The organism is Hassallia byssoidea VB512170, assembly GCF_000817785.2.
In the GTDB taxonomy this organism is placed as follows: domain Bacteria; phylum Cyanobacteriota; class Cyanobacteriia; order Cyanobacteriales; family Nostocaceae; genus Hassallia; species Hassallia carrinoi.
This window is the reverse complement of the sequence record NZ_JTCM02000108.1, coordinates 1-22,023: the sequence shown is the minus strand read 5'-3', so window position 1 is coordinate 22,023 and position 22,023 is coordinate 1. Positions and strand designations below refer to the sequence as shown.

27 protein-coding genes are annotated in these 22,023 nt (G+C 42.4%); 12 read left to right on the top strand and 15 right to left on the bottom strand.

What is annotated here, in order from left to right:
- The first annotated feature begins 227 nt into the window (after positions 1–227).
- Both PI95_RS28840 and PI95_RS28835 read left to right on the top strand, forming a co-directional pair.
- Positions 228–1,712 (top strand): aldehyde dehydrogenase family protein, encoded by a 1,485-nt coding sequence (locus PI95_RS28840; protein WP_039738189.1) that lies wholly within the window; start codon positions 228–230, stop codon positions 1,710–1,712.
- Between the two features lie 33 nt (positions 1,713–1,745).
- Positions 1,746–1,985: a hypothetical protein gene (locus tag PI95_RS28835; RefSeq protein WP_039737196.1), complete on the top strand. Its 240-nt coding sequence runs from the start codon at positions 1,746–1,748 to the stop codon at positions 1,983–1,985.
- Here PI95_RS28835 and PI95_RS28830 read toward each other — a convergent pair.
- Positions 1,974–2,756, bottom strand: coding sequence for an ABC transporter ATP-binding protein (locus PI95_RS28830; protein ID WP_039737195.1), 783 nt, complete (start codon positions 2,754–2,756; stop codon positions 1,974–1,976). The genes PI95_RS28835 and PI95_RS28830 overlap by 12 nt on opposite strands.
- A complete protein-coding gene (locus PI95_RS28825) occupies positions 2,746–3,855 on the bottom strand; it encodes a branched-chain amino acid ABC transporter permease (RefSeq protein WP_039737194.1) in 1,110 nt (369 codons plus the stop codon). The genes PI95_RS28830 and PI95_RS28825 overlap by 11 nt, the downstream gene beginning before the upstream one ends.
- Positions 3,856–4,052: 197 nt before the next feature.
- Between PI95_RS28825 and PI95_RS36305 the strand changes: the two genes are divergently transcribed.
- From PI95_RS36305 to PI95_RS28815, 3 genes are read left to right on the top strand one after another with little or no spacing between them, the layout of a single operon-like run.
- The gene (locus PI95_RS36305; RefSeq protein WP_236117242.1) at positions 4,053–4,202 is read left to right on the top strand and encodes a hypothetical protein; all 150 of its coding nucleotides are present in this window, start codon (positions 4,053–4,055) and stop codon (positions 4,200–4,202) included.
- 7 nt (positions 4,203–4,209) lie between these two features.
- The gene (locus PI95_RS28820; RefSeq protein WP_039737193.1) at positions 4,210–4,413 is read left to right on the top strand and encodes a hypothetical protein; all 204 of its coding nucleotides are present in this window, start codon (positions 4,210–4,212) and stop codon (positions 4,411–4,413) included.
- Positions 4,414–4,464: 51 nt separating this feature from the next.
- Entirely contained in the window at positions 4,465–4,731 is a 267-nt protein-coding gene (locus PI95_RS28815; RefSeq protein ID WP_039737192.1) for a hypothetical protein, read from the top strand.
- On the opposite strand, the gene PI95_RS28810 is transcribed toward PI95_RS28815, so the two are convergent.
- Complete coding sequence (locus PI95_RS28810) at positions 4,715–4,858, bottom strand: hypothetical protein (RefSeq protein WP_163519289.1); 144 nt, start codon at positions 4,856–4,858, stop codon at positions 4,715–4,717. The genes PI95_RS28815 and PI95_RS28810 overlap by 17 nt on opposite strands.
- A 156-nt stretch (positions 4,859–5,014) precedes the next feature.
- Here PI95_RS28810 and PI95_RS28800 point away from each other — a divergent pair, with 156 nt between their 5' ends.
- From PI95_RS28800 to PI95_RS28785, 4 genes are all read left to right on the top strand, one after another.
- Entirely contained in the window at positions 5,015–6,601 is a 1,587-nt protein-coding gene (locus PI95_RS28800) for a glucose-6-phosphate isomerase (RefSeq protein ID WP_039737191.1), read from the top strand.
- Between the two features lie 116 nt (positions 6,602–6,717).
- Positions 6,718–7,164 (top strand): cupin domain-containing protein, encoded by a 447-nt coding sequence (locus PI95_RS37555; RefSeq protein ID WP_039737190.1) that lies wholly within the window; start codon positions 6,718–6,720, stop codon positions 7,162–7,164.
- Positions 7,165–7,398: 234 nt separating this feature from the next.
- A complete protein-coding gene (locus tag PI95_RS28790) occupies positions 7,399–7,716 on the top strand; it encodes a hypothetical protein (protein ID WP_039737189.1) in 318 nt (105 codons plus the stop codon).
- A complete protein-coding gene (locus tag PI95_RS28785; RefSeq protein ID WP_039737188.1) occupies positions 7,713–8,075 on the top strand; it encodes an aspartyl protease in 363 nt (120 codons plus the stop codon). Before PI95_RS28790 ends, PI95_RS28785 begins: the two co-directional genes overlap by 4 nt.
- A 3-nt stretch (positions 8,076–8,078) precedes the next feature.
- Here the strand turns inward: PI95_RS28785 and PI95_RS28780 are convergent, their stop codons facing one another.
- Genes PI95_RS28780 through PI95_RS28770 form a run of 3 tightly spaced genes read right to left on the bottom strand, consistent with a single transcriptional unit; the run spans position 8,079 to position 12,117 of the window.
- A complete protein-coding gene (locus PI95_RS28780) occupies positions 8,079–9,554 on the bottom strand; it encodes a DUF1802 family protein (protein WP_039737187.1) in 1,476 nt (491 codons plus the stop codon).
- Between the two features lie 17 nt (positions 9,555–9,571).
- Entirely contained in the window at positions 9,572–11,434 is a 1,863-nt protein-coding gene (locus tag PI95_RS28775) for a hypothetical protein (protein WP_039737186.1), read from the bottom strand.
- 38 nt (positions 11,435–11,472) lie between these two features.
- The gene (locus PI95_RS28770; protein ID WP_039737185.1) at positions 11,473–12,117 is read right to left on the bottom strand and encodes a hypothetical protein; all 645 of its coding nucleotides are present in this window, start codon (positions 12,115–12,117) and stop codon (positions 11,473–11,475) included.
- Between the two features lie 425 nt (positions 12,118–12,542).
- Between PI95_RS28770 and PI95_RS28765 the strand changes: the two genes are divergently transcribed.
- Both PI95_RS28765 and PI95_RS28760 read left to right on the top strand, forming a co-directional pair.
- Positions 12,543–13,043, top strand: coding sequence for a hypothetical protein (locus PI95_RS28765; protein WP_039737183.1), 501 nt, complete (start codon positions 12,543–12,545; stop codon positions 13,041–13,043).
- Positions 13,044–13,101: 58 nt separating this feature from the next.
- Positions 13,102–13,530 (top strand): hypothetical protein, encoded by a 429-nt coding sequence (locus PI95_RS28760; RefSeq protein WP_039737182.1) that lies wholly within the window; start codon positions 13,102–13,104, stop codon positions 13,528–13,530.
- Between the two features lie 69 nt (positions 13,531–13,599).
- Here PI95_RS28760 and mdh read toward each other — a convergent pair whose 3' ends face one another.
- From mdh to PI95_RS28730, 6 genes are all read right to left on the bottom strand, one after another.
- Entirely contained in the window at positions 13,600–14,589 is a 990-nt protein-coding gene (gene mdh / locus PI95_RS28755; protein ID WP_039737181.1) for a malate dehydrogenase, read from the bottom strand.
- 9 nt (positions 14,590–14,598) lie between these two features.
- Positions 14,599–14,814, bottom strand: coding sequence for an NAD(P)H-quinone oxidoreductase subunit O (locus PI95_RS28750; protein WP_039737180.1), 216 nt, complete (start codon positions 14,812–14,814; stop codon positions 14,599–14,601).
- A gap of 96 nt (positions 14,815–14,910) precedes the next feature.
- Positions 14,911–15,744 (bottom strand): class I SAM-dependent methyltransferase, encoded by an 834-nt coding sequence (locus tag PI95_RS28745; protein WP_236117241.1) that lies wholly within the window; start codon positions 15,742–15,744, stop codon positions 14,911–14,913.
- Between the two features lie 67 nt (positions 15,745–15,811).
- Positions 15,812–16,789 carry a DNA-formamidopyrimidine glycosylase gene (locus PI95_RS28740; protein ID WP_039738187.1) on the bottom strand — a complete coding sequence of 326 codons (978 nt, stop codon included), beginning with the start codon at positions 16,787–16,789 and terminating at the stop codon, positions 15,812–15,814.
- Positions 16,790–16,940: 151 nt separating this feature from the next.
- Positions 16,941–17,153 carry a photosystem I reaction center subunit IV gene (locus PI95_RS28735; protein ID WP_039737176.1) on the bottom strand — a complete coding sequence of 71 codons (213 nt, stop codon included), beginning with the start codon at positions 17,151–17,153 and terminating at the stop codon, positions 16,941–16,943.
- An 88-nt stretch (positions 17,154–17,241) separates the two neighbouring features.
- Positions 17,242–17,730 carry a hypothetical protein gene (locus PI95_RS28730; protein ID WP_052324620.1) on the bottom strand — a complete coding sequence of 163 codons (489 nt, stop codon included), beginning with the start codon at positions 17,728–17,730 and terminating at the stop codon, positions 17,242–17,244.
- A 776-nt stretch (positions 17,731–18,506) separates the two neighbouring features.
- On the opposite strand from PI95_RS28730, the gene PI95_RS28725 reads away from it, so the two are divergent.
- Positions 18,507–18,881 carry a hypothetical protein gene (locus PI95_RS28725; RefSeq protein WP_039737175.1) on the top strand — a complete coding sequence of 125 codons (375 nt, stop codon included), beginning with the start codon at positions 18,507–18,509 and terminating at the stop codon, positions 18,879–18,881.
- A 60-nt stretch (positions 18,882–18,941) separates the two neighbouring features.
- On the opposite strand, the gene PI95_RS28720 is transcribed toward PI95_RS28725, so the two are convergent.
- The 3 genes from PI95_RS28720 to PI95_RS28710 all read right to left on the bottom strand — a co-directional run bounded on the left by PI95_RS28720 (position 18,942) and on the right by PI95_RS28710 (position 21,686).
- Positions 18,942–20,156 (bottom strand): nicotinate-nucleotide--dimethylbenzimidazole phosphoribosyltransferase family protein, encoded by a 1,215-nt coding sequence (locus PI95_RS28720; RefSeq protein ID WP_039737174.1) that lies wholly within the window; start codon positions 20,154–20,156, stop codon positions 18,942–18,944.
- Between the two features lie 99 nt (positions 20,157–20,255).
- Complete coding sequence (locus PI95_RS28715; RefSeq protein WP_039737173.1) at positions 20,256–20,993, bottom strand: DUF2232 domain-containing protein; 738 nt, start codon at positions 20,991–20,993, stop codon at positions 20,256–20,258.
- Between the two features lie 12 nt (positions 20,994–21,005).
- Entirely contained in the window at positions 21,006–21,686 is a 681-nt protein-coding gene (locus PI95_RS28710) for a Crp/Fnr family transcriptional regulator (RefSeq protein WP_039737172.1), read from the bottom strand.
- Positions 21,687–22,023: the final 337 nt, after the last annotated feature.

Here is a 22,023-nt window from a genome sequence, read left to right as displayed (position 1 = left end):
CCGACGCATTAACAATGCAAGCCGATGCATTAACAATGCAGACCGATGCATTAACAATGCAAGCCGATGCATTAACAATGCAGACCGATGCATTAACAATGCAGGGGTATTGCCTTTCTTTAATTGGCGACGAATTAGTGAAATACTGTAGCCTGAGCGTGAGAACATTTTCCTTACACTTGACGACAATTAATAAACAAGGGAAACTTAATACAAAAAACTCCCCTATGACTACGCTCACTTGCTGCAATTACATTGACGGTCAATGGTTGAGTGCTAGAGAGACTATAGAAAGTCGCAACCCAACCAATAACGAAGTTATAGCCACTTTTCCCCGTTCTGATTCAGCAGATGTAGATGTAGCGATCGCATCTGCTCGTAAAGCTTACCACAGTTGGCGACAAGTTCCCGCACCGGCTAGAGCCGAATATATTTTTCGCGTTGGGGAATTGTTACTTCAGCATAAAGAGGAACTTGCACAGTTAATCAGTCGGGAAATGGGTAAAGCGATAACAGAAGCGCGGGGAGATGTGCAAGAAGGTGTAGACTGTGCTTTTTACAGTGCTGGGGAAGGACGACGACTTTTTGGGCAAACGACACCTTCAGAAATGCCGAATAAATTCGCGATGACGATGCGGATGCCGATAGGAGTTTGTGCTTTAATTACTCCTTGGAATTTTCCTGTTGCTATTCCTTGTTGGAAAGCTATGCCGGCATTAGTTTGTGGTAATACTGTCATCCTCAAACCAGCAGAAGATACTCCCGCTTGTGCAACTAAGTTAATTGAGATTTTCGCAGAAGCTGGTTTACCTCCTGGTGTAATTAACTTGGTGCATGGATTGGGTGAAGAAGCCGGAAAAGCTTTAGTTGAACACAGTAATGTTGATTTAGTTTCTTTTACCGGTTCTTCCCAAACCGGCGCTTTTGTTGGGGAAACTTGCGGACGCACTCACAAGCGCGTCTGTTTGGAAATGGGGGGGAAAAATGCTCAAGTGGTGATGGAAGATGCAGATTTAGAATTGGCTTTAGATGGGGCAATTTGGGGTGCATTCGGTACAGCCGGTCAACGCTGTACGGCTACAAGTCGCCTGATTTTACATTCCGATATCAAAGAAAAGTTTACCACGATGTTGAAAGAGCGTACAAGTAAATTACGCTTGGGTTCTCCCACCGACCCCGATACTGATATTGGTCCGATAATTAATCAAAGGCAACTTGAACGGGTGAAAATGTATTTGGATATTGCCCGTGAGGAAAATGCAAAGGTGTTAATTGGGGGGGAAATTGCCGACGAGGGAGAATTGAAAAATGGTTACTTTTTTCAACCGACTATTTTAGATAATGTAACTCCGGATATGCGAGTTGCGCGAGAAGAGATATTTGGACCAGTTGTGGCATTAATTGAAGTTAGCTCTTTTGAAGAAGCGATCGCAATTCTCAACAATACCAATTACGGTCTTTCTTCTTCAGTTTACACCCGCGATATCAACCGCGCTTTTGCTGCCATGCGTGATATCGAAGCCGGAATAACTTATATTAATGGTCCGACAATCGGCGCAGAAGTACACTTACCCTTTGGGGGAGTCAAACAAACCGGCAACGGACACCGCGAAGCCGGAACTACCGCTTTAGACGTATTTACAGAATGGAAAAGTGTGTATGTTGACTTTTCTGGTAGTTTGCAACGCGCCCAGATTGATAATCGTAGTTAAAAGTGGCAAATTAAGTTTCAACCTGAACTTGATATGCGGGATTTTGTTCAAATAGGGACACATCAAAACTCTGCGGGGAATGATTCTGCTTCAAGGTTTACAACTCTATTTTTGGCGATTTTGGCTTTGGGTTACGAGTGCGCGAAGCGTTTACTCAGTCGGACTTGTGAAGGCGATCGCCTGCTGGTTTTTACGAGGATGCGATCGCCTTTTTCTCCACAACCTATTAAAATTAATCATCGCCAAAACAGTGCATCTAAATTATTGCCCTAAATAAGCTTGTAAAACTTTCGGATTAGTTTGAATTTCCGCTGGAGTACCATCAGCGAGATTTTGTCCTTCCGCAAGAACCCAAACACGATCGCACAACGACATAATTACATCCATATTGTGTTCGATAATTAGAAAGGTCATGCCTTCTTCGCGATTCCAAGTGATAATGCGATCGCATATATCATCAATCAATCTCGGATTCACCCCTGCTGCCGGTTCATCCAACAAAATCAACTTCGGATTTGTCATCAACGCTCTTGCCATTTCCAACAGCTTGCGTTGTCCCCCAGACAACCCACCAGCGTAATCTTGCGCTTTCGCGGCTAATCCTACCTTATCCAGCAAAAACATCGCCCTATCGCGCAGTTCCTTTTCTTCTTTCGCGACTACGTGCGGTTGCAACTGTACTTGCCAAAAGTTCTCACCAGTTTGTTTTTGCGCTGCCAACACGACGTTTTCTAACACCGACAAGCGCGAAAGCGTCCGCGCTACCTGAAAGGTGCGAATCAAGCCTTGCTGGGCGATTTTGTGCGGTTGCAGCTGCTGAATTTGCTCACCATCAAAAATTACTCGTCCCTTGTCTGGACGGATGAAGTTAGAAAGTAAGTTAAATAAAGTCGTTTTTCCAGCACCATTGGGACCAATCAATCCGGTAATGCTGCCTTTTTTAACTTGAATTTCTGCCTCATTTACAGCTTTAATTCCACCGAAACTTTTTGCCAGTCCACTTGCTGCGAGTAAAGGTAATTCTGAAGATTGATTATTTGCCAAGGGTAAGTTCCTCCTTTTTCCCTAAGATACCTTGAGGACGCCAAACCATCAGTACAATCAAAATTAAACCAATTATCATGATGCGAAATGCACCCGCTTGTTCAGTGCTGAGACTGGGGAAAATGTCATCCAAGTATTCACGGGTAAGCGAATCGTAAGCAAAGTAAATTACAGCACCTAAAAGAGTACCGATATTATTACCACTCCCACCGAGAATGACCATAATCCAACAGTCAAAGGTTAGCTGTGGTTGGAAATTATCAGGATAAATCGCGCTGAGTTGCCATGCAAAGAAAGCACCAGCGATGCCAGCGATCGCACCACCCAACATTAAAGATTGTAGTTTATACCAAAAGACATTTTTACCCAAAGCTTTAGGAATTTCTTCATCTTCGCGGATAGCTTTGAGAATTCTACCCCAAGGCGATCGCACTAAAACTTGCAAGCGCCAAAATACCAAAGCTAATACTAGCAGTGACGACAGCATCAAACCTGCTTTGGGGTTGTAATCATATAACGCGATCGCCCCAGAAATATAAATTGCGATCGTCAACAGTGCAAATAAAATTCCCACTCCTAAGTGTGTAGCAAATTCTTGCTTGCTACCTAACTTTTTCGTGCTGCGAATCCAACGCCATAATGAATATAAAGTTATACCACCCAACAGCGTCAGCAACCCAATCATGATTAATCTAACAATCAAATTAGGCGCTGTAGATAAAGGAATAGTATAACTTTGCACACCAAACGCACCAGATACCCAAGCATCACCCACAGGTAAATCTTGGTTATTCACCACCAACCGAACCAATTCCCCAACACCGATAGTCACGATTGACAGATAATCTTCCCGCAAGCGCAGAGTTGAGAAACCAATTACCAAACCTAACAAAGCCGCCAAAATTCCCCCAATTACTGCCGAAATCAACAAGGGAACCCCTTTTAAGCTTAACAACACAGTTGTATAAGCTCCCAAAGTCATAAAAGCAACATGTCCGAAGTTAATTAACCCCGTAAACCCCCACTGCAAATTCAGTCCCAGAGCGAACAAAGCAAAAATAGACGTAGAAATCGCCAAGAAAATAAGATAATCAGCCATAGTTATTAGTCATGAGTCATTAGTCATTAGTCATTAGTCATTAGTCATTTGTCAAGAGTTCCCCCTTTCCTCCCCTCCTCTTCACAGTTAACCATCGGTATTTTGTGGGAACAATATTACAGGGATAAGTAAGCAGACAGAAATAAAAACTTCTGTAAACAAATGTAAAAATCCTCTTTTCTTCTGCCCAATGCCCAATGCCCAATGACGGCAGGTGCTTCAAGCCGGGGAACCCGTCCAACGCACTGCCTCCCCAATGCCCAATGACGGCAGGTGCTTCAAGCCGGGGAACCCGTCCAACGCACTGCCTCCCCAATGCCCCATGCCCAATGCCCCATGCCCCATAATTAATATATGAATTTGCTGCGAATCAGAATACATCATTTAATCGAGCAGTTAGCCGATGATGACCTCCAAGAGACTTGGAGCGTTATGCACGCTTTATACTGTGACTTTTATATGCTCAAAGCCATAGAAGAAGTTAAGCGATCGCACCAACCGTGGGATACCTTAACTCATGATGAAGCGCTGCGTCTGTTAATGTTTTTCACTCATTAGCCAGCGTTTTCGTGTCTTGTGTCGGTAAGGAGTCAAAATTTGGTTAAGGTGATGCTTGCTGTGAATCGGGAAGTCCGCTATGCAAAGTCTTTTTTAATAGATTTGAAAAATTTAGAACCGGCTGCCTACCAGCGGGTGTATAATTTTGTCTTTATTGAGTTTGCTGACAAATCGCCGCTGCATTGCTTACCAGAACTGCGACAGCTAGACAGCGACGGCATTTTTCACCGCTTCACCCTGGATAATTATCTCATCGGCATAGAAATTCGGGGTCAAATCGTCAAATTTTTGCGAGTTGTACCTATGCCGGATGTTTAAATTGAGTGGGGAGTGGGGAGTGGGGAGTGGGGAGTGGGGAGTGGGGAGTGGGGAGTGGGGAATGGGGAGTGGGGAGTGGGGAGTGGGGGAATGGGTAATGGGGAATGGGTAATGGTAAAAAACGCACATCACTATTACCAATTACCAATTACCAATTACCAATTACCAATTCCCAATTCCCAATTGCCAATTCCCAACACTTAAAACTGTATAAGACTGAGCAGGGATCGCTATAAGCTTAAACTAAACTTGTTTGTGAAAATCACTTAACTAGAGATTTCCTATGGATGCTACGGCACTTTGGCAACGATACCAAGATTGGTTATATTTCCACGAAGGACTAGGATTTTATCTAGATATCAGTCGAATGCGGTTTGATGATGCCTTCGTAGAGTCGTTGCAGCCGAAGTTTGACAAAGCGTTTGCCGATATGGTGGAACTGGAGAAGGGAGCGATCGCCAATCCAGACGAAAATCGTATGGTAGGACATTACTGGCTGCGAAATCATACTTTAGCACCTACTCCAGAACTTCAACACGAAATTGTCAACACAACCGAGCAAATCGAAGCATTCGCCGAAAAAGTCAAAACAGGTGGGATTCATCCTCCTAGAGCACAACGCTTTACTGATATTATCTCCATCGGTATTGGTGGATCTGCCCTCGGACCGCAATTTGTCGCCCAAGCGCTTGCCCCGGATTTCCCACCCCTGAAAATTCACTTTATCGACAATAGCGATCCGGCAGGTATCGATCGCATTTTGACTCATTTGCGAAACAGCCTTGCCAGCACTTTGGTGTTAGTTATCTCCAAATCTGGAGGAACACCAGAACCGCGCAACGGTATGATTGAAGTGAAAAAAGCTTACGCCGGACAGAATTTAGACTTTGCTAATTATGCGGTAGCTATCACCAGTGCCGATAGCAACCTTGATAAATTGGCAAAATCTGAAGGCTGGATGGCAACATTTCCCATGTACGACTGGGTAGGAGGACGCACCTCTGAATTGTCTGCCGTGGGGCTAGTACCTGCCGCATTACAAGGCATCGAGGTTGGTGAGATGCTAGAAGGTGCGAAAGAAATGGACGACGCCACACGCATTCACGATGTCAAAAAGAACCCAGCAGCATTGTTAGCTTTATCTTGGTACTATGCTGGCAACGGACGCGGCGAAAAAGACATGGTTGTCCTACCTTACAAAGACAGTTTATTTCTATTCAGCCGCTATTTGCAACAGCTGGTGATGGAATCTTTGGGCAAAGAAAAAGACTTAGACGGCAACACTGTTTATCAAGGCATCGCCGTTTATGGTAACAAAGGCTCAACTGACCAACACGCTTACGTGCAACAATTGCGCGAGGGTGTGGCGAATTTCTTTGCCACCTTCATCGAAGTATTGGAAGATCGTAACGGTGCATCTCCAGAAATAGATCCTGGAGTCACATCAGGGGATTATCTTTCTGGTTTTCTCCAAGGAACTAGACAAGCGCTTTATGAAAATCACCGTGATTCGATAACAGTCACAATTCCCCAAGTTAATCCTCGCACAGTTGGGGCGTTAATTGCTTTGTACGAACGCGCTGTTGGTTTTTATGCCAGTTTAGTCAACATTAATGCCTACCATCAACCAGGTGTAGAAGCTGGTAAAAAAGCCGCTGCTACCATTCTCGATTTGCAAAAACAAGTCGTAGAAGTGCTGCAAACCGAAAAAACTCCCCTTTCTTTGCAGGAAATTGCCGAAAAAGCTAACGCATCCGACCAAATTGAGCCAATTTACAAAATTGTGCGTCATCTTGCCGCTAATCAACGCGGTGTAGTGTTGCACGGTCATCCTGGCGAACCCGGTAGTTTAAAAATTTCTCTCAGTTGATAGGTGTAGTACTTTAAGCACATTTTGGCAACTTTTGTTGCACAAGCAACAATTTTTTATTTTTGGGCATCCTAGATTGAAGAGACTTCAATTTTTAGGATGTTTTTTTTTAGGATATGAAAAACGTGCGATCGCTGGAAATCCGTCCACTCGAATCTATCAAAGGAGGGATGACTCAATTTTTTACTCCCCAAGCCAGCCATGAAACAATGCTGGTACAAATTCCTGCAAATACAATAGATGATTTGTTTGTTCATAAATCACAAACAGACCAATTATTAATAGTTAAAGGTGAGTTTGTCTTAGTAACTTTAATTAACAAGAAATACCAATATCTTGCTTTAAGCGAAAATTACCCAGCAGTAGTAACAATTCCACCCGGAGTTTTGCATGGAGCAATTAATTTAAGTTCCGAACCATGTGTTTTAGTCAATGCAGTATTGCGTCACAGACCTACCCAAGAGCGCGATTATGTAACTCGCGGTAGACCATTTCCTTACGATTTGGCAGCAGCAGAAGCAGCTTTAAAGCAACTGCAAACAACACAGAAACAACCTGTATAATTAGTAAGGTGGGCAATGCCCACCTATATATTACAGCCATTTTCACTCTTAATAGACCTCTCTCCAAACCTCTCTCCTACCAGGAGAGAGGCTTTGACTTCCCTCCCCTTGTAGGGAAGGGACGATTTTGACTTGCGTCAAAATCACTCTAGAGGTCTGACGTTTAATTTAGTTGAATTACTTATATTATCTATTGATACTATGAAAATAATATCAATAGATAGAATTATAACTATGACAGAATCAACACCAAAACGGCTAGTACGCAGAGGCAGAATATTTCCCGAAATAACCATATCACCAGAAGAACTAGCCAAACGCAAAGCCGAAAAAGATGCATTTCATCAACGTTGCCGAGCGATTTTTGAACGAGTGCGTCCCCAATTCATCGATAAACACTATGGCTGGTATATTGCTGTCGAACCTGATAGTGGTGATTATTTTATTGATGCAGATAATATGCAAGCTCACAAAAAAGCCCGCGAGAAGTACCCAAATGCTGACCACTGCGTTTTCTGCTTGAATGAAACTGGAGCCACTGGCACTATATGATACAGGGTACATTTGGTGAAAGGGGGCAGCTATTTTTTGAGATTGAATTAATTACTGCTGATAATGTAAATTTGCCTGTGGATGCGATGTTAGATACTGGTTTCACAGGCTTTATCGCAATTAATAAACAAGATTTAGACGGTCTGGATTGGACTTATATTGGTCGAGATGAACTGCGAACCGCACAGGGGGAAAGTCTTTTTGAAATTTATTTAGGTAAGATACTTTTGGATGAACAAGAGTATGAAATTCCGGTTTTTGCCGGAGATGAAATTACAGAAGTATTGCTGGGTTCAGAGTGGTTAAAAATTCTACCTTTAGTAGTGAATTATCAAGTTGGAATATTGACGCTGGGATAATTATTAGCTAGTTGGTAAGTCGCGGAGAAAATAAAAGCGATCGCTTCTCCAATCGTTGCCTTTAATTCGTCCCAAGTAGCCTGTTAAAGGTGATGAAAGTTCAATCACTAAATCATGAACTGTCTCATCTGTTAGTTTAGGTTTTTGAGTAGCATTGTAATGAGCGCGAATTTCCGTTACTGTGAAATGGTTGTGTGTAGTTTTTGAATTTTCGTTGTCTTGCTCAGATAGTTCTTTGAGCGCTTGGACAATCTGCGATCGCTGTTTCATATCTGTGTAAACTTGGTCAATGTATTTTTCAACTTCCTCATCAGATTGACCAGCTTTTAAATATTCTTTTAGTTGAAATAAATCTATTGAATTGCGATAGTTGCTTTGCAGTTTGATTAACTTCTCAAGTGTTTCCGGGTTAATGATAGCCATACCATGTAATTTTGCTGCGTCTTTTAGTTGATTTGTGGGTTCACCAGGACCGATAATTAATTTAGTAGCTTGATTGAAAAGGTCTGGTCTGCGTAAAGTTCCCAAATTTAACAATTGCACTGCGGTATCGTTGGGAATTTTTTTACCTGCTTTACACTCACCAAATAGCGGGTATGGTTTTGAACAAAATAAATCTAAACCACCCGCACCACCTTTGTGGGAATAGTCAACGCTAAAACCGAGGAATTCAAGACTATCACGCACTATATTTTCAAACTCTGTTCCTGCTTGATAGTTGCTTTTTCCTTCATCTTCCTTACGACTGCGATCGCCTAATTTAGCAATATCATTTATCCAAGATAAATTTGAATCAATTTGCTTGACAAATTGCTCGCTACTCCAACCTAAAAAGACTTTGATATCTTGTTCTAATTGTTTAGCTGCTGGGTTGGTGGTAGCAAGGGAGGATAAAGCACTTTGCAATTGTTCTAATTCAGGATGCAGGGGTGGGTGTAAATTTTGTAACTGGTGTTTGCGGATGTTGAAGAGGCGATCGCTTAACACCGGCTTGGCATCAGAAACAGTCAAAGGCAAACTTACAAACTTTCCTACCTTTTCCTGAATATTGGGATTAACTGACACTTCTTGAGGATAAAGCAGCTGGTATACGCGCAAATAAGTTATAAAAATATGTTGTCGCTGTCGTATAATTTCCTGTAAACCTTCTTTCGTCCATATTGTTAGCCCAGATAAAACTTCTAAAGATTTAGTCTCATCTAAAATTTGGCATAGTTCACATTTAGCCCAAGCTTTTATCAAGACTTTTTCAGAACTAAGCAGTTTGAAAGCAGTTTGGGCAATTGGCAAAAAATTTGAGCGGTAGTATCGTTCAACTGAAAGCGGAATAGTTGAATAATTGGCTGGATAAAGAGAAAATTGCTGCCCAGGACGAATAAACATCCTGGGTAAAGCAACAATTGTTCGACCCTGAATTAAAGCTTCAATATCAGGAGTAGGTAAACATAGTGCTGTTGGAATCAAAGTCTGCTGATTCATCTTTAGTTAACTACAGTTCAATCAACTTCTATGTTATCAATGGAATCGGTAACGGTTTGAGGGATTCTCATCGGCAATTCATCATCAGTTAAATTATCAGGTTCTTGACCAGAGGGGTCACTCAAAATTTCTCGAATCAAAGGATTATTAATTGCTAACTTATTTTCTTTGATATAATCAAAAATTTCTTGTTGAGTAATTTGGTAACTTTCACAGTTATCGTAAACAGATGAGATAGCCAAAAGAGGTTTAATATCTTTAGCTTGTAAAAGTACCCACTCTCCTCCTTTTTCTTTCAAAAGGATTTTCAATCTGTCTTTAGCTAATTTTGCTCCCGGATTAATTTTTTTGGAACGAACTAAGCAACCGCGAGTTAAGTCAAATTTTCTATAATCAATTAGTTTTCCTAACGCCGCTGTCACATATGTCCCTCCCGATTGTTGGAGGACATCCACTCCTATTTTGAGTTTACCATTATTGCCAACAATTCTAAAGTCTATATAGCCTTGGTCTGACCCGCTAGCTTTTACTTCTTGAATGTTTTCAATTTTTACTTTTTCCACTGTTTCTCCCACTAAGGTATTGAAGGCAAGCCAAAGTGCGGAAGAAATTTCTTTTTCATTTTCTAATAGTGAATCGATAGAAGCTTCAACATTTGCTAACTCACTCTGGAAACATAATTTAACTAAATTAATCGGTGGTGAAACAGTATCAATCACAAAATTCTCTGCACACCAATTTAAAACAGACCTTACGGTAGGCTTGCTTCTACCAAGTTCTCTAAGTTTAGTTTCATTAAATGGGTAGAAGGAATGAGGAGGAGTTTGTTGATTTTCCTCATAAAACTCTTGTAACCATTGACGAACAAGGGCAACGATATCATCAGAGTTTAGATGTCTTAATTCAATAGGTCGCCTATTATGTTGCTCACTTACTAATCTGTCAATGACTGCATGAGCTTGTGGCAAAGCGTTGATGTGCTTTTCCCAAGTTTCAGGATACATTGTTAGTACTAGCACACCCCCTTTGAGACTGTTGTACAAGTCCTTTGCTAAACTGGCAATAACCTGTGAAGCTAAAAATCCGTTATCGTCAACCTCTAGAGTGTCTAATTCATCAAAGCAAATCACTGGGATTCTATAGTCGCTAATGATGTCTATAATTTGACGAACAGTTGTTAATGCTTCTGCTTCTCTATCTTCTGTTTTGGGATTTGGTAAACCCATTGCTTCAGCTTGTGCCTGAGTTAATTCCAAACCAGACAACCAATAATTTGCATAAGTGCAGTGGGTAGAAGAGAGTGTCCACAAAATTGCTTTAACTAAGTAGGGGTTGGTTATTTCCGGCTTATTTTGTAAAACAAGCTCTGTTAACTTATCAACAAACTTAGTTGAATATTTTTGGAATAAACTTGGATATATACTACTAATATATTGTTGTGGACTGTAATTCCACTTTTGGACTTCATTAATTAACTCTGCTGCAATTTCTTGCCACTGCATCACCTTTTGACTTCCAATAGCTCTCAGACTAGAAGCAACAGTTTGCAGAAACTGAGATTTAATCTGATTCAAGTTGTCATACTTGCTCATGTAAACAAATAAAGAACCACCATTCACCAAAAACCGGTGGCGAATCCGACTAATGATATGGCTTTTACCTACTCCCTTTTCAGCTGTAATTGTGATACCTACAGTTTCTCGCTGTCCTTGTCGAACTTTTTCTACAGCATCAAAAACTGCATTGGAAGCGTGAGCATTTATTGAAGATACATCAGGAAAACTTTTTCCCCATATTTGCGACGGTCTAACAACTATATGTCCCGCAAATGGGTTTTTACTTTTAATCAAGTCATCAATTGCAGATGTGGTAAATGTCATATTCTTGCCAAGTTAATTAGTGAGGAATGAAAGACAGTTTAAAACTTCAAACGTTTCGCAAAGCAGCGCAATCCATCGAGTTCTGTAACTACGGAATCTTCTATTTTGTCTGGGGCGCTGTCTTCTACACTGCCGCCTTGTAGTTGCAAAATATCGTTAGCTTGCATTTCCAGCAGCCAATCACTGAATTCAAAACGACTTACGCGATCGCCTATTTCTCTCCTAATTCGATATATCGGCACTAAATCATTTAGGTTATAGTCCCGATTCAGCTTGTCGTATACTTCCAGCGTGACTTTCTCAAACTCGTTGTAAGATTTAATTCCACTCTTTACCCGATCAACTAGTACATCTGCACCAGAAGCACCATCCATTTCACCAATCCACCTTACCAACGCATTCGCTGCCCAAGTTCCGACAATAGTGCCTTCAAATTTAAAATCAGCACTTTTCAAACCTTCACTCAGCACTTCTAAACCTTGAGGAGATTCGAGAGTGTAGCCTTTTTTGGAGATAGCGATCGCTCCTTTTTTCTCCAATTCTGCAAAAATGTCCTTAAAATCTGCTATCTTCTTGTCTTTAGATTTGATGCGATCGTGAAGTTTACCTTTGTTCACTTCCTGCTTTGCTCCTCCCAATTCCCATAAAGCAAGCAGTAGGCGAGTTTGAGCTTGATTTGTCATATTTTGTAACTTTTGTGACACTGTATAAATAATAATCTTTACCAGTATAGTTCTGGCTAAAATTTTTTAACTGTTGGAAAAATACTGAAAAAGCTCAAGTTATTTTCTTTATGTTGATGAAATTTACGTAAGTGTATTCACACAAAGCGACAACAGCGAATTTTTTGCTTTATTAAACACAAGCAAATATACGAAAATATTTGTTACCAAATTAACTACATATTTCTTTGGGATGAATACAAGTTCTCTCAAAGGCAAGATGAAATACTTGCAAAATTTCATCATCATTGCAATCAAACGTTGTAGCTGTGCTGTTGACGTTTTAACGATAAACGTTTTTTCCATCTGGGAAAATAACAACAATTTCAACACTGTTTTTTTAACAACACCGCATTTAGATTTCCGCAGGGTGATGAGGAAATAAGATGAACACAATATACCCAGAACGTAAAAGATTTTCGCGTCCATTGGCGATGTTGCTTTCGGCATTGTTAACTGTGCCGCTTCTTAGTAGCTGCGGTGGTGGAGGTTCGCAAAATGCAGCGCCACCGCCACCTGTTGATGATACCGTTGGTAGAACAGTCAACAATTCCGCGCCAGGAAACCAACCTGAAGCTAAAAAAGGATTATCAACGGGGCAGAAAGTCGCGATAACTTTAGCTGGAGCAGCCGCACTTTACTACCTTTATAACAAGCGCAAAAATGCCCAAGGTAATGGACCAGAAGGCAAATATTACCTTTCTAAGAACGGACGTGTTTACTACCGCGATGCTCAAAATCGCGCTCACTGGGTAACACCACCTGCGGAAGGAATTCAAGTTCCACAGTCGGAAGCGCAACAGTACCGAGACTTCCAAGGTTATAACGGACGTACCACAGGTCGCACTTTAACAGACGTTGCTCCTCAAGAAGCTCCAGCATATTAGATAGCCAGAAAAAGACAACAGCAATTAGCACCGCATCAATATAAAAAGGAGATAAATTATGGTAGACGACTTTTTGCGAAAAGCGAAAGATTTTCTTGCTGGGTCGAACGACGAGCAATATGAGCAAGACACCGATTACCGCGATCGCGAGGTACGTCGATCCAGCGAAGATCCTTACGGCGACCCCGCAGACCAGTACGGTAACGCTATCCCCGCAAGCCAAGACCCCTACGGCGACCCCGCAGACCAATATTACGGTAACGCTATCCCCGCAAGCCAAGACCCCTACGGCGACCCCGCAGACCAATATTACGGCGACGCTATCCCCGCAAGCCAAGACCCCTACGGCGACCCCGCAGACCAATATTACGGCGACGCTATCCCCGCAAGCCAAGACCCCTATGGCGACCCCGCAGACCAATACGGTGATATCCGCCCAGCTAGCGAAGACCCCTACGGCGACCCCGCAGACGAGTATAATCGTTAATCAAGTTTTGAAAAATGCGATCGCAAGCGCAATAGCAAATCGGGCAGTAGCAATTAATGCTACTGTTTTTTATTGTTGCGAGTCACCAGCCGTCGCTAATATTTCTTGAGATCGCTCGATATTTTCACGCACAGATTCAGCGGAAGTATGCAAAGCAGCCATTTCCGCATCAGTAAGATTCAATTCCAACACGGTATCAATTCCACCGCATCCCAAGCGACAGGGAACGCCCAGACAAATATTCTCTAAACCGTATTCTCCCTGAAGATACGCTGCCACTGGTAACAAACGTGACTCATTTCGCAAAATTGCTTCTATCATTACGCAAGTTGCAGAAGCGGGAGCAAAAAAAGCACCACCCGTTTGCATTAATTCGACAATTTCCGCGCCACCATGACGAGTTCTTTGTACCAAACGCTCGATTGTGGCTGCATCCATCAATTCTGTAATTGGAATACCGTTGACAGTAGAATAACGCGGTAAAGGTACCATTAAATCTCCGTGGCTACCTAATACCATCGCATTGACATCAACAGGACTTACGCCGAATTCCATCGCAATAAAGGTTTGAAAGCGTGCCGAATCTAACACGCCTGCCATACCCATAATGCGATCGCGTGGTAAACTTGTTGCTTGTCTTGCCAAATAAGTCATCACATCTAAAGGATTGGTGATGATAATGAAAATCGCATCCGGAGAACGAGCGATCGCACTCATTGTTGCCTCCACTACAATTCCCGCATTCGTCTTCAACAAATCATCGCGACTCATACCCGGTTTGCGGGGAATTCCTGCGGCAATTACCACGATTTCTGAACCAAACGTATCAGCATAATCGTTTGTGCCGATAATTTTGCGATTATGCGTTTCAATTCCCCTTGCCTCCATCAAATCAAGCGCTAATCCTTGAGGCATTCGCGGAATAATATCGAGTAATACCACATCTGCTAAGTTTTTTTCCGCAATGCGTTGGGCAAGGGTACTACCAACCCTCCCAGCACCGACGATGGTTACACGCGGTGAATAACACAGCATTGGGGAGGAAGGGGAATAGCTCATAATTTAATCTTATTTAAATTCTTCAAGTTGATCCAAACGTAACCACATATTTGGTGTTGGCACTTTCCCGAACTTCACTTGGGCGTAATCACCCTTGATATCTACAATTTCGCCTTTAGTTTCAAACAAATAACTCGGAAAGCGTGTATCACTAGCTTGTGCTTCTAAACTATTTTCTAGCTTTTCGCGGACAACGCGAACCGTATCTCCTCTTTTAACAGGCATTTACTTTCCCCTCTTGAGTATATGTATGGATACCTGATTGAATTTTATCTCCTGCCAAGACACAAAGACGAGGATACTTCGATGTTCCATAGTTATTTATGGCTTTCGACCCAGTATGTAAACAGTGGTGAGATCATCCCACACTCCCTGTTCAGTTTGACGTGCCTCTAGTTCTGCTTCAAATTCAGCCAAAGCTTGTGTCAACTGTACCGATGAAAGTTCTGATAAGTGATTTGCAGATTGTTTGGGGGATGGAAGCGAATTTCCTGTCCACCTTGATTTTGCTTTATCTAAACTAATGTAGCTACCGTGTTGCTCAGTTTTGATTTCGATTTCTTCAAAGCCAGCGTTTGCAAATAGACTTTGACATGTTTCAAGTGTGCCGATGCGATTGCTAGGTTCAAGCGTCACACCATACTTTTGCAATACCTGCCGCAAAACAACATATCCGATGTCAGCTGTGTCCGCTGGTGTATGAATGCCAATTACCCCGCCAGGTTTGAGAAATCGATGCCAAAGTTGTAATGCAGCTTCTTTGTCCTCTATCCAGGGAAATGAGTTCGCGCATAAAATTCGGTGAAAACTGTTAGCCGGGAAATTGACTGATTCGGCATCCGCAAGTTGAAACTCAATATTTTTTAGACCCAACACCTCAACCTTATTCCTGGTTTGTTCGAGCATTCCAGCCGAAATATCTATACCAATGACTCGACCAGAAGACCCAACTATTTGAGATGCTGCGATCGCTATATGACCTGTCCCTGTTGCAATATCCAAAACGTGGTGTCTGGAACTAACTTGTGCATATTCAAGCAAGCGCTGACAAATTTGGACATGCCACTTACTATCGTCATAAGTTTGGCTTCTGCGGTTGTATAAATCCGCTATTTTTTGTTTGTAATCGTTTAAGCCAAGTTGGTTAGTCATCATTTCTTCTTCAGGTGAAATGGTATGAAAAACGTGTCCCTTGCAAAGAATAGCTTTGCACGAAACTCAATTAATGCTGACACTGAATACAAAAGTGACTAGAACGCCCACCTAATCTAGTTCGCGCAATTGCTGTACCACATACTCTGCAAGGTTCTCCGGCGCGGTTGTAAACCCAAGCAACGCCGCCGTAGTTACCGTTTACACCTTTGACATTGAGGAAATTACTAAAAGTCGTGCCTCCAGCGGCAATGCTGTTTTCTAGCACTTGAATAATGTGCGATCGCAAACGTTCAATTTGCTCTGTTTTCAAATTTATACATAGTGTTTCGGGTCGTATTCCACTCAAAAACAAAGCTTCATCAGCATAAATGTTACCTAACCCAGCCACGACTGATTGATCTAATAGCGCAGTCTTGATAGGACGGCGGCGATTTTGCAGTTTACTTGCTAAATACTCTACAGTAAATAGGAGTGAAAACGGGTCTACTCCCAGCTTTTGTAGACCACTAATGATACTTTCAGGTGCAACTCCTGGAGGAACCCACCACATTTTACCAAAAGTGCGCTGGTCAACAAAGCGTAATTCTTGCTTTGAACCAAAGAATAATCTCACCCGCGTATGCTTGTGCAACGGTTCATCTCGATGCACCCACAATAGTTGACCGGTCATTCGCAGATGAACCCCTAGGAACGAAGTGGGATGGGGAAGTGGGGGAGTGGGGGTTTCAAACAGAGAAATTCTTCCAAGGAGTCCTCCTTGTCCTCCTTGTCCTCCTTGTCCTCCTTGTCCTCCTTGTCCCCCACTCCCCCTGTCTCCTTCTCCCCCTGTCCCCTTCTCCCGGCTGCTAAGTTCGGCTAGGAGATATTTGCCCCGACGATGCCAAGTGAAGATCGCACTGCCTTTAATTCCAGAAATAAACTCAAAAGAAGAAAACGGGTAAGCGATCGCTCGAGAAAGCAATACATCTCCACCCGTAATTTCTTGATTAAGGGTCAATTGATTTAGACCCCTAAGGACTGTTTCTACTTCAGGTAATTCAGGCATCAGTGAGCACGAGGAACGCAAACCACGCATTAATTAAAGCACTTTACAGTTTATAGCGACTCTGAGGTAGGGGAGATGGGAAGTAGGCAGACAAGGAGGAATTACCCATTACCCATTACCCATTACCCATTACCCATTACCCATGCCCTATTTACTTTTTCGCCTTTGCCTTGGGTGCTTCAATTTCTAGTAATTCATCCTCAGCAAAGTTATTGGTATTGATACCTGAGTAATTTACCTTGTTAAAGCGGACAATTACCGAGTATTTGATGCCGCCTGGGTCAATAGATGCCACGGTTCCTACATCCTGAAACCAGTAGGATTCTTTACGGAGGATACGTACTTTAGAACCACGTTGAACCATGAGTTTTTCCCTCTTAGTAGTCAATCGCCGTGCTTTATACGGCTAATTGATTTCACTATAAGACTTAGCCGTTACCTTTGTTTGTTTGTTAAGTTATTTGTCGAGTCAGTTTTTGAAATAAAAGGCGTGCAGCCAAGGCACAGCACCGTGATTGAGCTACTTTTGCTGGTGTCCCGCCAATTTTCAATTTATCTACGTAATCGCCCAAATGTTGCCCTACTTCAGTTTGTAGCCGACGATTAGCTTTTGGTTCAATTCGAGTTAAGCACCATTGCCACAATGCTTGACGGCAATGCCCAAAACCCCCAGGAATCCAGCGCTGCGATTTACCGCTGGTATCTTCAATTAGCCCCATCCCTAATTTGAGTTTGAAGGCTGGAAGTGAGCGATCGCGTTTATGGGTTTTGCCTTTATCCGTTGTAATTACTTCGATTACGGGTTTTCTGTCGCTTCCAAGGAAATTGTCTAACGGGTAAATGTGAGACAGTAAGAGGCATCGCACTCTCATCCCAAATCCAAATTCGTCAAATACGCTGTTGTAATCAATGAATGCGGGTAGTGAGATTAGTTGCTGCATTTCTTTCTCAATTACGCTTTCACTTTACTAGTTGAAGGTGGTCAACAACGCTTTTATTAAGTTATTTATCAAATTAACTCCAAAAAACAGAGGCATTAAAGCTTTTGCAATACACTACAATTGTGCAACTTTGTCAAGACTACACCCACATTCACAGTCAGTATCGTTGCCATAAGTTAGATTTTGGGTCAAAAGGGCGATCGCCTTCACTCATACACAACCGCAAAACTTTTTTTCAGTGTGTCATTAAGAGCGCGATCGCCCTTTTGACTTATCATCAATACTGCAACTGGTGCTATTTCTAACTTTGGATAAGTCAATCCAATGCTAAATCTCTGGTAATTAGAAATACCTTCATTTTATAAAATTTACCTAGAAGCCAGGTGATAGTCACGAAAATTGGTTGTTTCCTTCCTCTGCTTGTTGTCTAGAAACCTGATTTTTGATGTTTTGTAACAACTGCATCTCTAAGCGACACCTATTATAGCTGCTAACATAAGCAAGTCATATGCGCTTTGTCTTATAAGCAATGCTGAAAACCTTAATAATCAACAAAATTGAGCAAAAATCAGGCAAAGAATCTTGAAAACATTAATTTATCTCAACAATGATGATTAGTGATACTTTGCATAAATGTTTCTGCAAATTTTCTGTTTAATGCTTTAAGTCAAGCTTTCAACAGAAAATATGAATACTTAAATAATTCATAAGTATAGTTAACCTTGTGAATAGATTGAATACTATATATAGAGAAAATATGTGGACGAGGGTATCAAATGGAGCAATTACAAAAGCAGATCCTAAGTTTGGGTCATAAAGTCGATGCCCTCTACGAGCTGATTGAGCAGCTTGATGGTAAAGTCTCTCAAGCTGTATCAGAGTGTTCTTTAGCAAGAACAGAGGCAAAAGATAATTATTTGGAAAATAACAACGCTGGGGGCTACCAGTTAAAAGGACAAATTCGTTTAAATTCAGATTTAGAACACAAGGACGTATTGACAGACGGCGTTTATCCAGAAATGAATCTGCAAGCCGGAGATAAGCTTTTAACACCAGAAATTCAAATCCAACGCCTGACAGCACAATTAACAGCCGCATATAATCGCATAGCTGCCTTGGAAGAACAATTATTGCTCAAAAGAATTCACTAGTTAGTTTATAGTCAAGAGTCAATAGTCAAGAGTCAATAGTCAAAAACCTTTGGACTATGACTAATGATTATTGACTCGGATCAAGCGTTCGAGTTGGGCTTCAATAGCTGCCAGAAGTTGGTTTTGTCGCCAATCTTGGCTTATATGGGCAGCAATGCAAGCGCCACCAGCGCCCATACCTTCTTTCACAAAACCTTGCTCATAAGCTAGGAGTTGGGAATAACGAGAATCAGCAAAACTTAATTGAGTTGCAAGTAGAGGTGGGGAAACATTATTTTCAGTTTTCCCACCTCTATTAATTAGTTGAGCTAATTCAACTGTAGCGCCAGAGGGGTCTTCTGCTACCCAGCGAGTTGTACCGACGACAACTGCTTTACTTCGCCAAGGTAAAGTATAAGCAGTAGCGATCGCACTCATCAAAGCATAAACCGCCAGCATTTGCGTCCCACCAGCTAGCATTACACCACAACGCCGACTCGCTGCAATAGCCATACCTGCCGCCACCACTTGCATCGGATCTCCCACTGCCGCTACAAGTTGTAGCGGATCGACAGGGGGGGACAAGGCGAGGGGGAGACAAGGAGACAAGGAGAAATCAGAAACAATAGCTTTGTCCCCACGCCCGTCGCCCTTGTCCTCCTGTCTTCCCCTCATCCTCTCCAACCCCGCTTGCACCACCGCCCACTTTTGCGTGTGGTTACAAACAGGATGGCTGCTATTAACTTTGCCCACTGCTTCAATACCCAAGCCAGTTAAAATCGCTAGGGCGGTTGTGGTTCCGCCGACTACGCACTCACCAACAATTAAATAGCCATCTTTAATTTTCTCACTTAGCCGTTCACCCCAAAGCAGCCCTTGCTTTAACAAATGATTTACCGTTGCTAAATCCATCGCTGCACCTTGACTTAAACACTTAGCCGGACAGCCACCCAAATCAATTACAGGTACAGCAGGCTGCTGGGGTAAGCCAGCATTAAACAAATAAACTGGAATCTCAAGTGCTTCAACTACAGCGCGAGAAATCAGCACAGGTGACGCGCCAGCCGACAAAGGTGGTAGGGGATATTGCGGCTTTCGTCCTGCACCGTAATATAAAAACTCAGCATCAGCAACGGCTGTGTATTTCCGATCCTCTGGAGTCCGACCGGCTGCGGAAATTCCCGGAATTAAACAAGTTTCGGTAAATCCTAATACACAGGCAAAAATCGGTGAAGTACCGCGATAACGTGCGATCCATGCTTCACCTTGTTCTATTTGGGTATAAATGCGAATCACTCAAAGAGTTAGGAGTTAGGAGTTAAGAATTAGGAGTTAGGAATTAAAAGTTAGGAATTTTCAACTCATAACTCCTAACTCATCACTCATAACTCGTGACTATCCTTCATTATCCATCAGAACTTGCACCCAGCGTGGGGGACGGGGGATGGGATTGCCGAGGCGATCTAATAACAGCCATGCTGCTAGGTGAACGACGAACAGATAAATAAAATTGTTAATTATAATTAAGGCGATCGCTCCCACTTGAATGAAAAATACACTGGGAGTCGCCAAGATTCCCAGCTTCAAAAATAACCACTCCAGAAAATCTGTCGTCTGGTTAATCAAATAAATCCACAAATCTTCACCCGACAACACAGACAACAACCAGACGCGAAAAAACACCCCCAAAGTACCTAACAGCGTACCCAAGGTGATAGAAACAATCCAGGGAACGCGGCGATGCCAAGTTGCGCCTAAAAGCACCCCCATAAAAGCAAAAGGCATGACAAACAGCAAACTGCGAACCGGTCCCATCAACACCGAAAGCAGCAACCCGGAAACTACCGCCGCCATCCATGCTGCGCGGTTGCCCCAACGAAGATAAACTAAAGCGATCGGCACCGGAAAAAATATCCGCAAAACTGGTCCCAACGGAAAATAATTGTTAATAAACCAAATCAAACTAGAGGCACTTGCTAAAAATGCCGTTTCCACCATTCGCAAAGGCGCATCAGCTTTTAACTGTTGTCGGCTAAAATTCTCTTGTTTGTCTAACAATTCATCAGCCTCGATTTGGGATTTAAGAAAGTGGCGTTCTTCTGGCTCATCTGGCAGAGAATCTGAAATAGTCATATATATAACAAGTTAAACTATCATCTTTTCTAGGGCTAATAAATCGGGAACACAAATTATGTCTTGATCGCGTTTAATCAAGCCTTTTTTTTCCAGCCTTGTCAATACTCGTGTAACTGTTTCCCGCGCCAGTCCACTCAAACTACTTAATTCCCGGTGAGGTAAATTGGGAATTTCCGTTCCTGTCTGCCCTTTTTTTCCCTGTCCCTCTGCCAAAAATAATAACGTGTCAGCCACCCGCGACTGACTATCAGATTCGCGCAATCGCAATCTTCGATTTACTTGTCGCAAGCGTCGTGCCATTAGTTGCGATAATCTAACTCCCGCCAAGGGTTCTGTGTGTAGTAATTTCACAAAATCCTGTGCCGGCATACTGCCTATCACCGTCGGAGTCAGAGTAATCACATCAGTTGAACGAGGCACTTCATCTAGCGCTGCCATTTCTCCAAATAATTCGCCCTTGCCGATAATATTCAGCGTTACCTCTTTGCCTTCTAGATTGTAGGTACGAATTTTTACCCATCCATCGATAATAAAATATACAGAACCTCCCCAATCATTTTCCAGCAAAATGACTTGATTTGCCGGGTGAGTGCGGGTGACAAGATGAGTTAAGGCTGGTTCCACAACGTCTTCTGGCAACCCTTGGAAAAAGGGCGCACTTGCGATCCAGGGATTGGGAGGTGCGTGCAAAGTATATCAGTCCTTGATGACAACAGATTTATTAAAGCTGGATGTTACACAACTTTCAAGAGTGTTATTTTCAGCAGTAGCGCGATCGCCGCACAGCCGCACACAAACATAAAACTTAACTATGCTACACAAAAAAGCGCTAATATCACTTTTTCTCAAAAATCTTTACCGTCAAGATTTTAAAGAAGTGAAAGTTTTGTGTAAAGCAGTTTGTGAGCGTGCGATCGTCACTCTTGTTTGCCCTTGGAATGAACGTGGACACTCATTGACAGCCTTCTACACAGACTGTCTATGATGCTGCACGAACAACTAAGAACAAGGCTGTCAATGAGTGTCT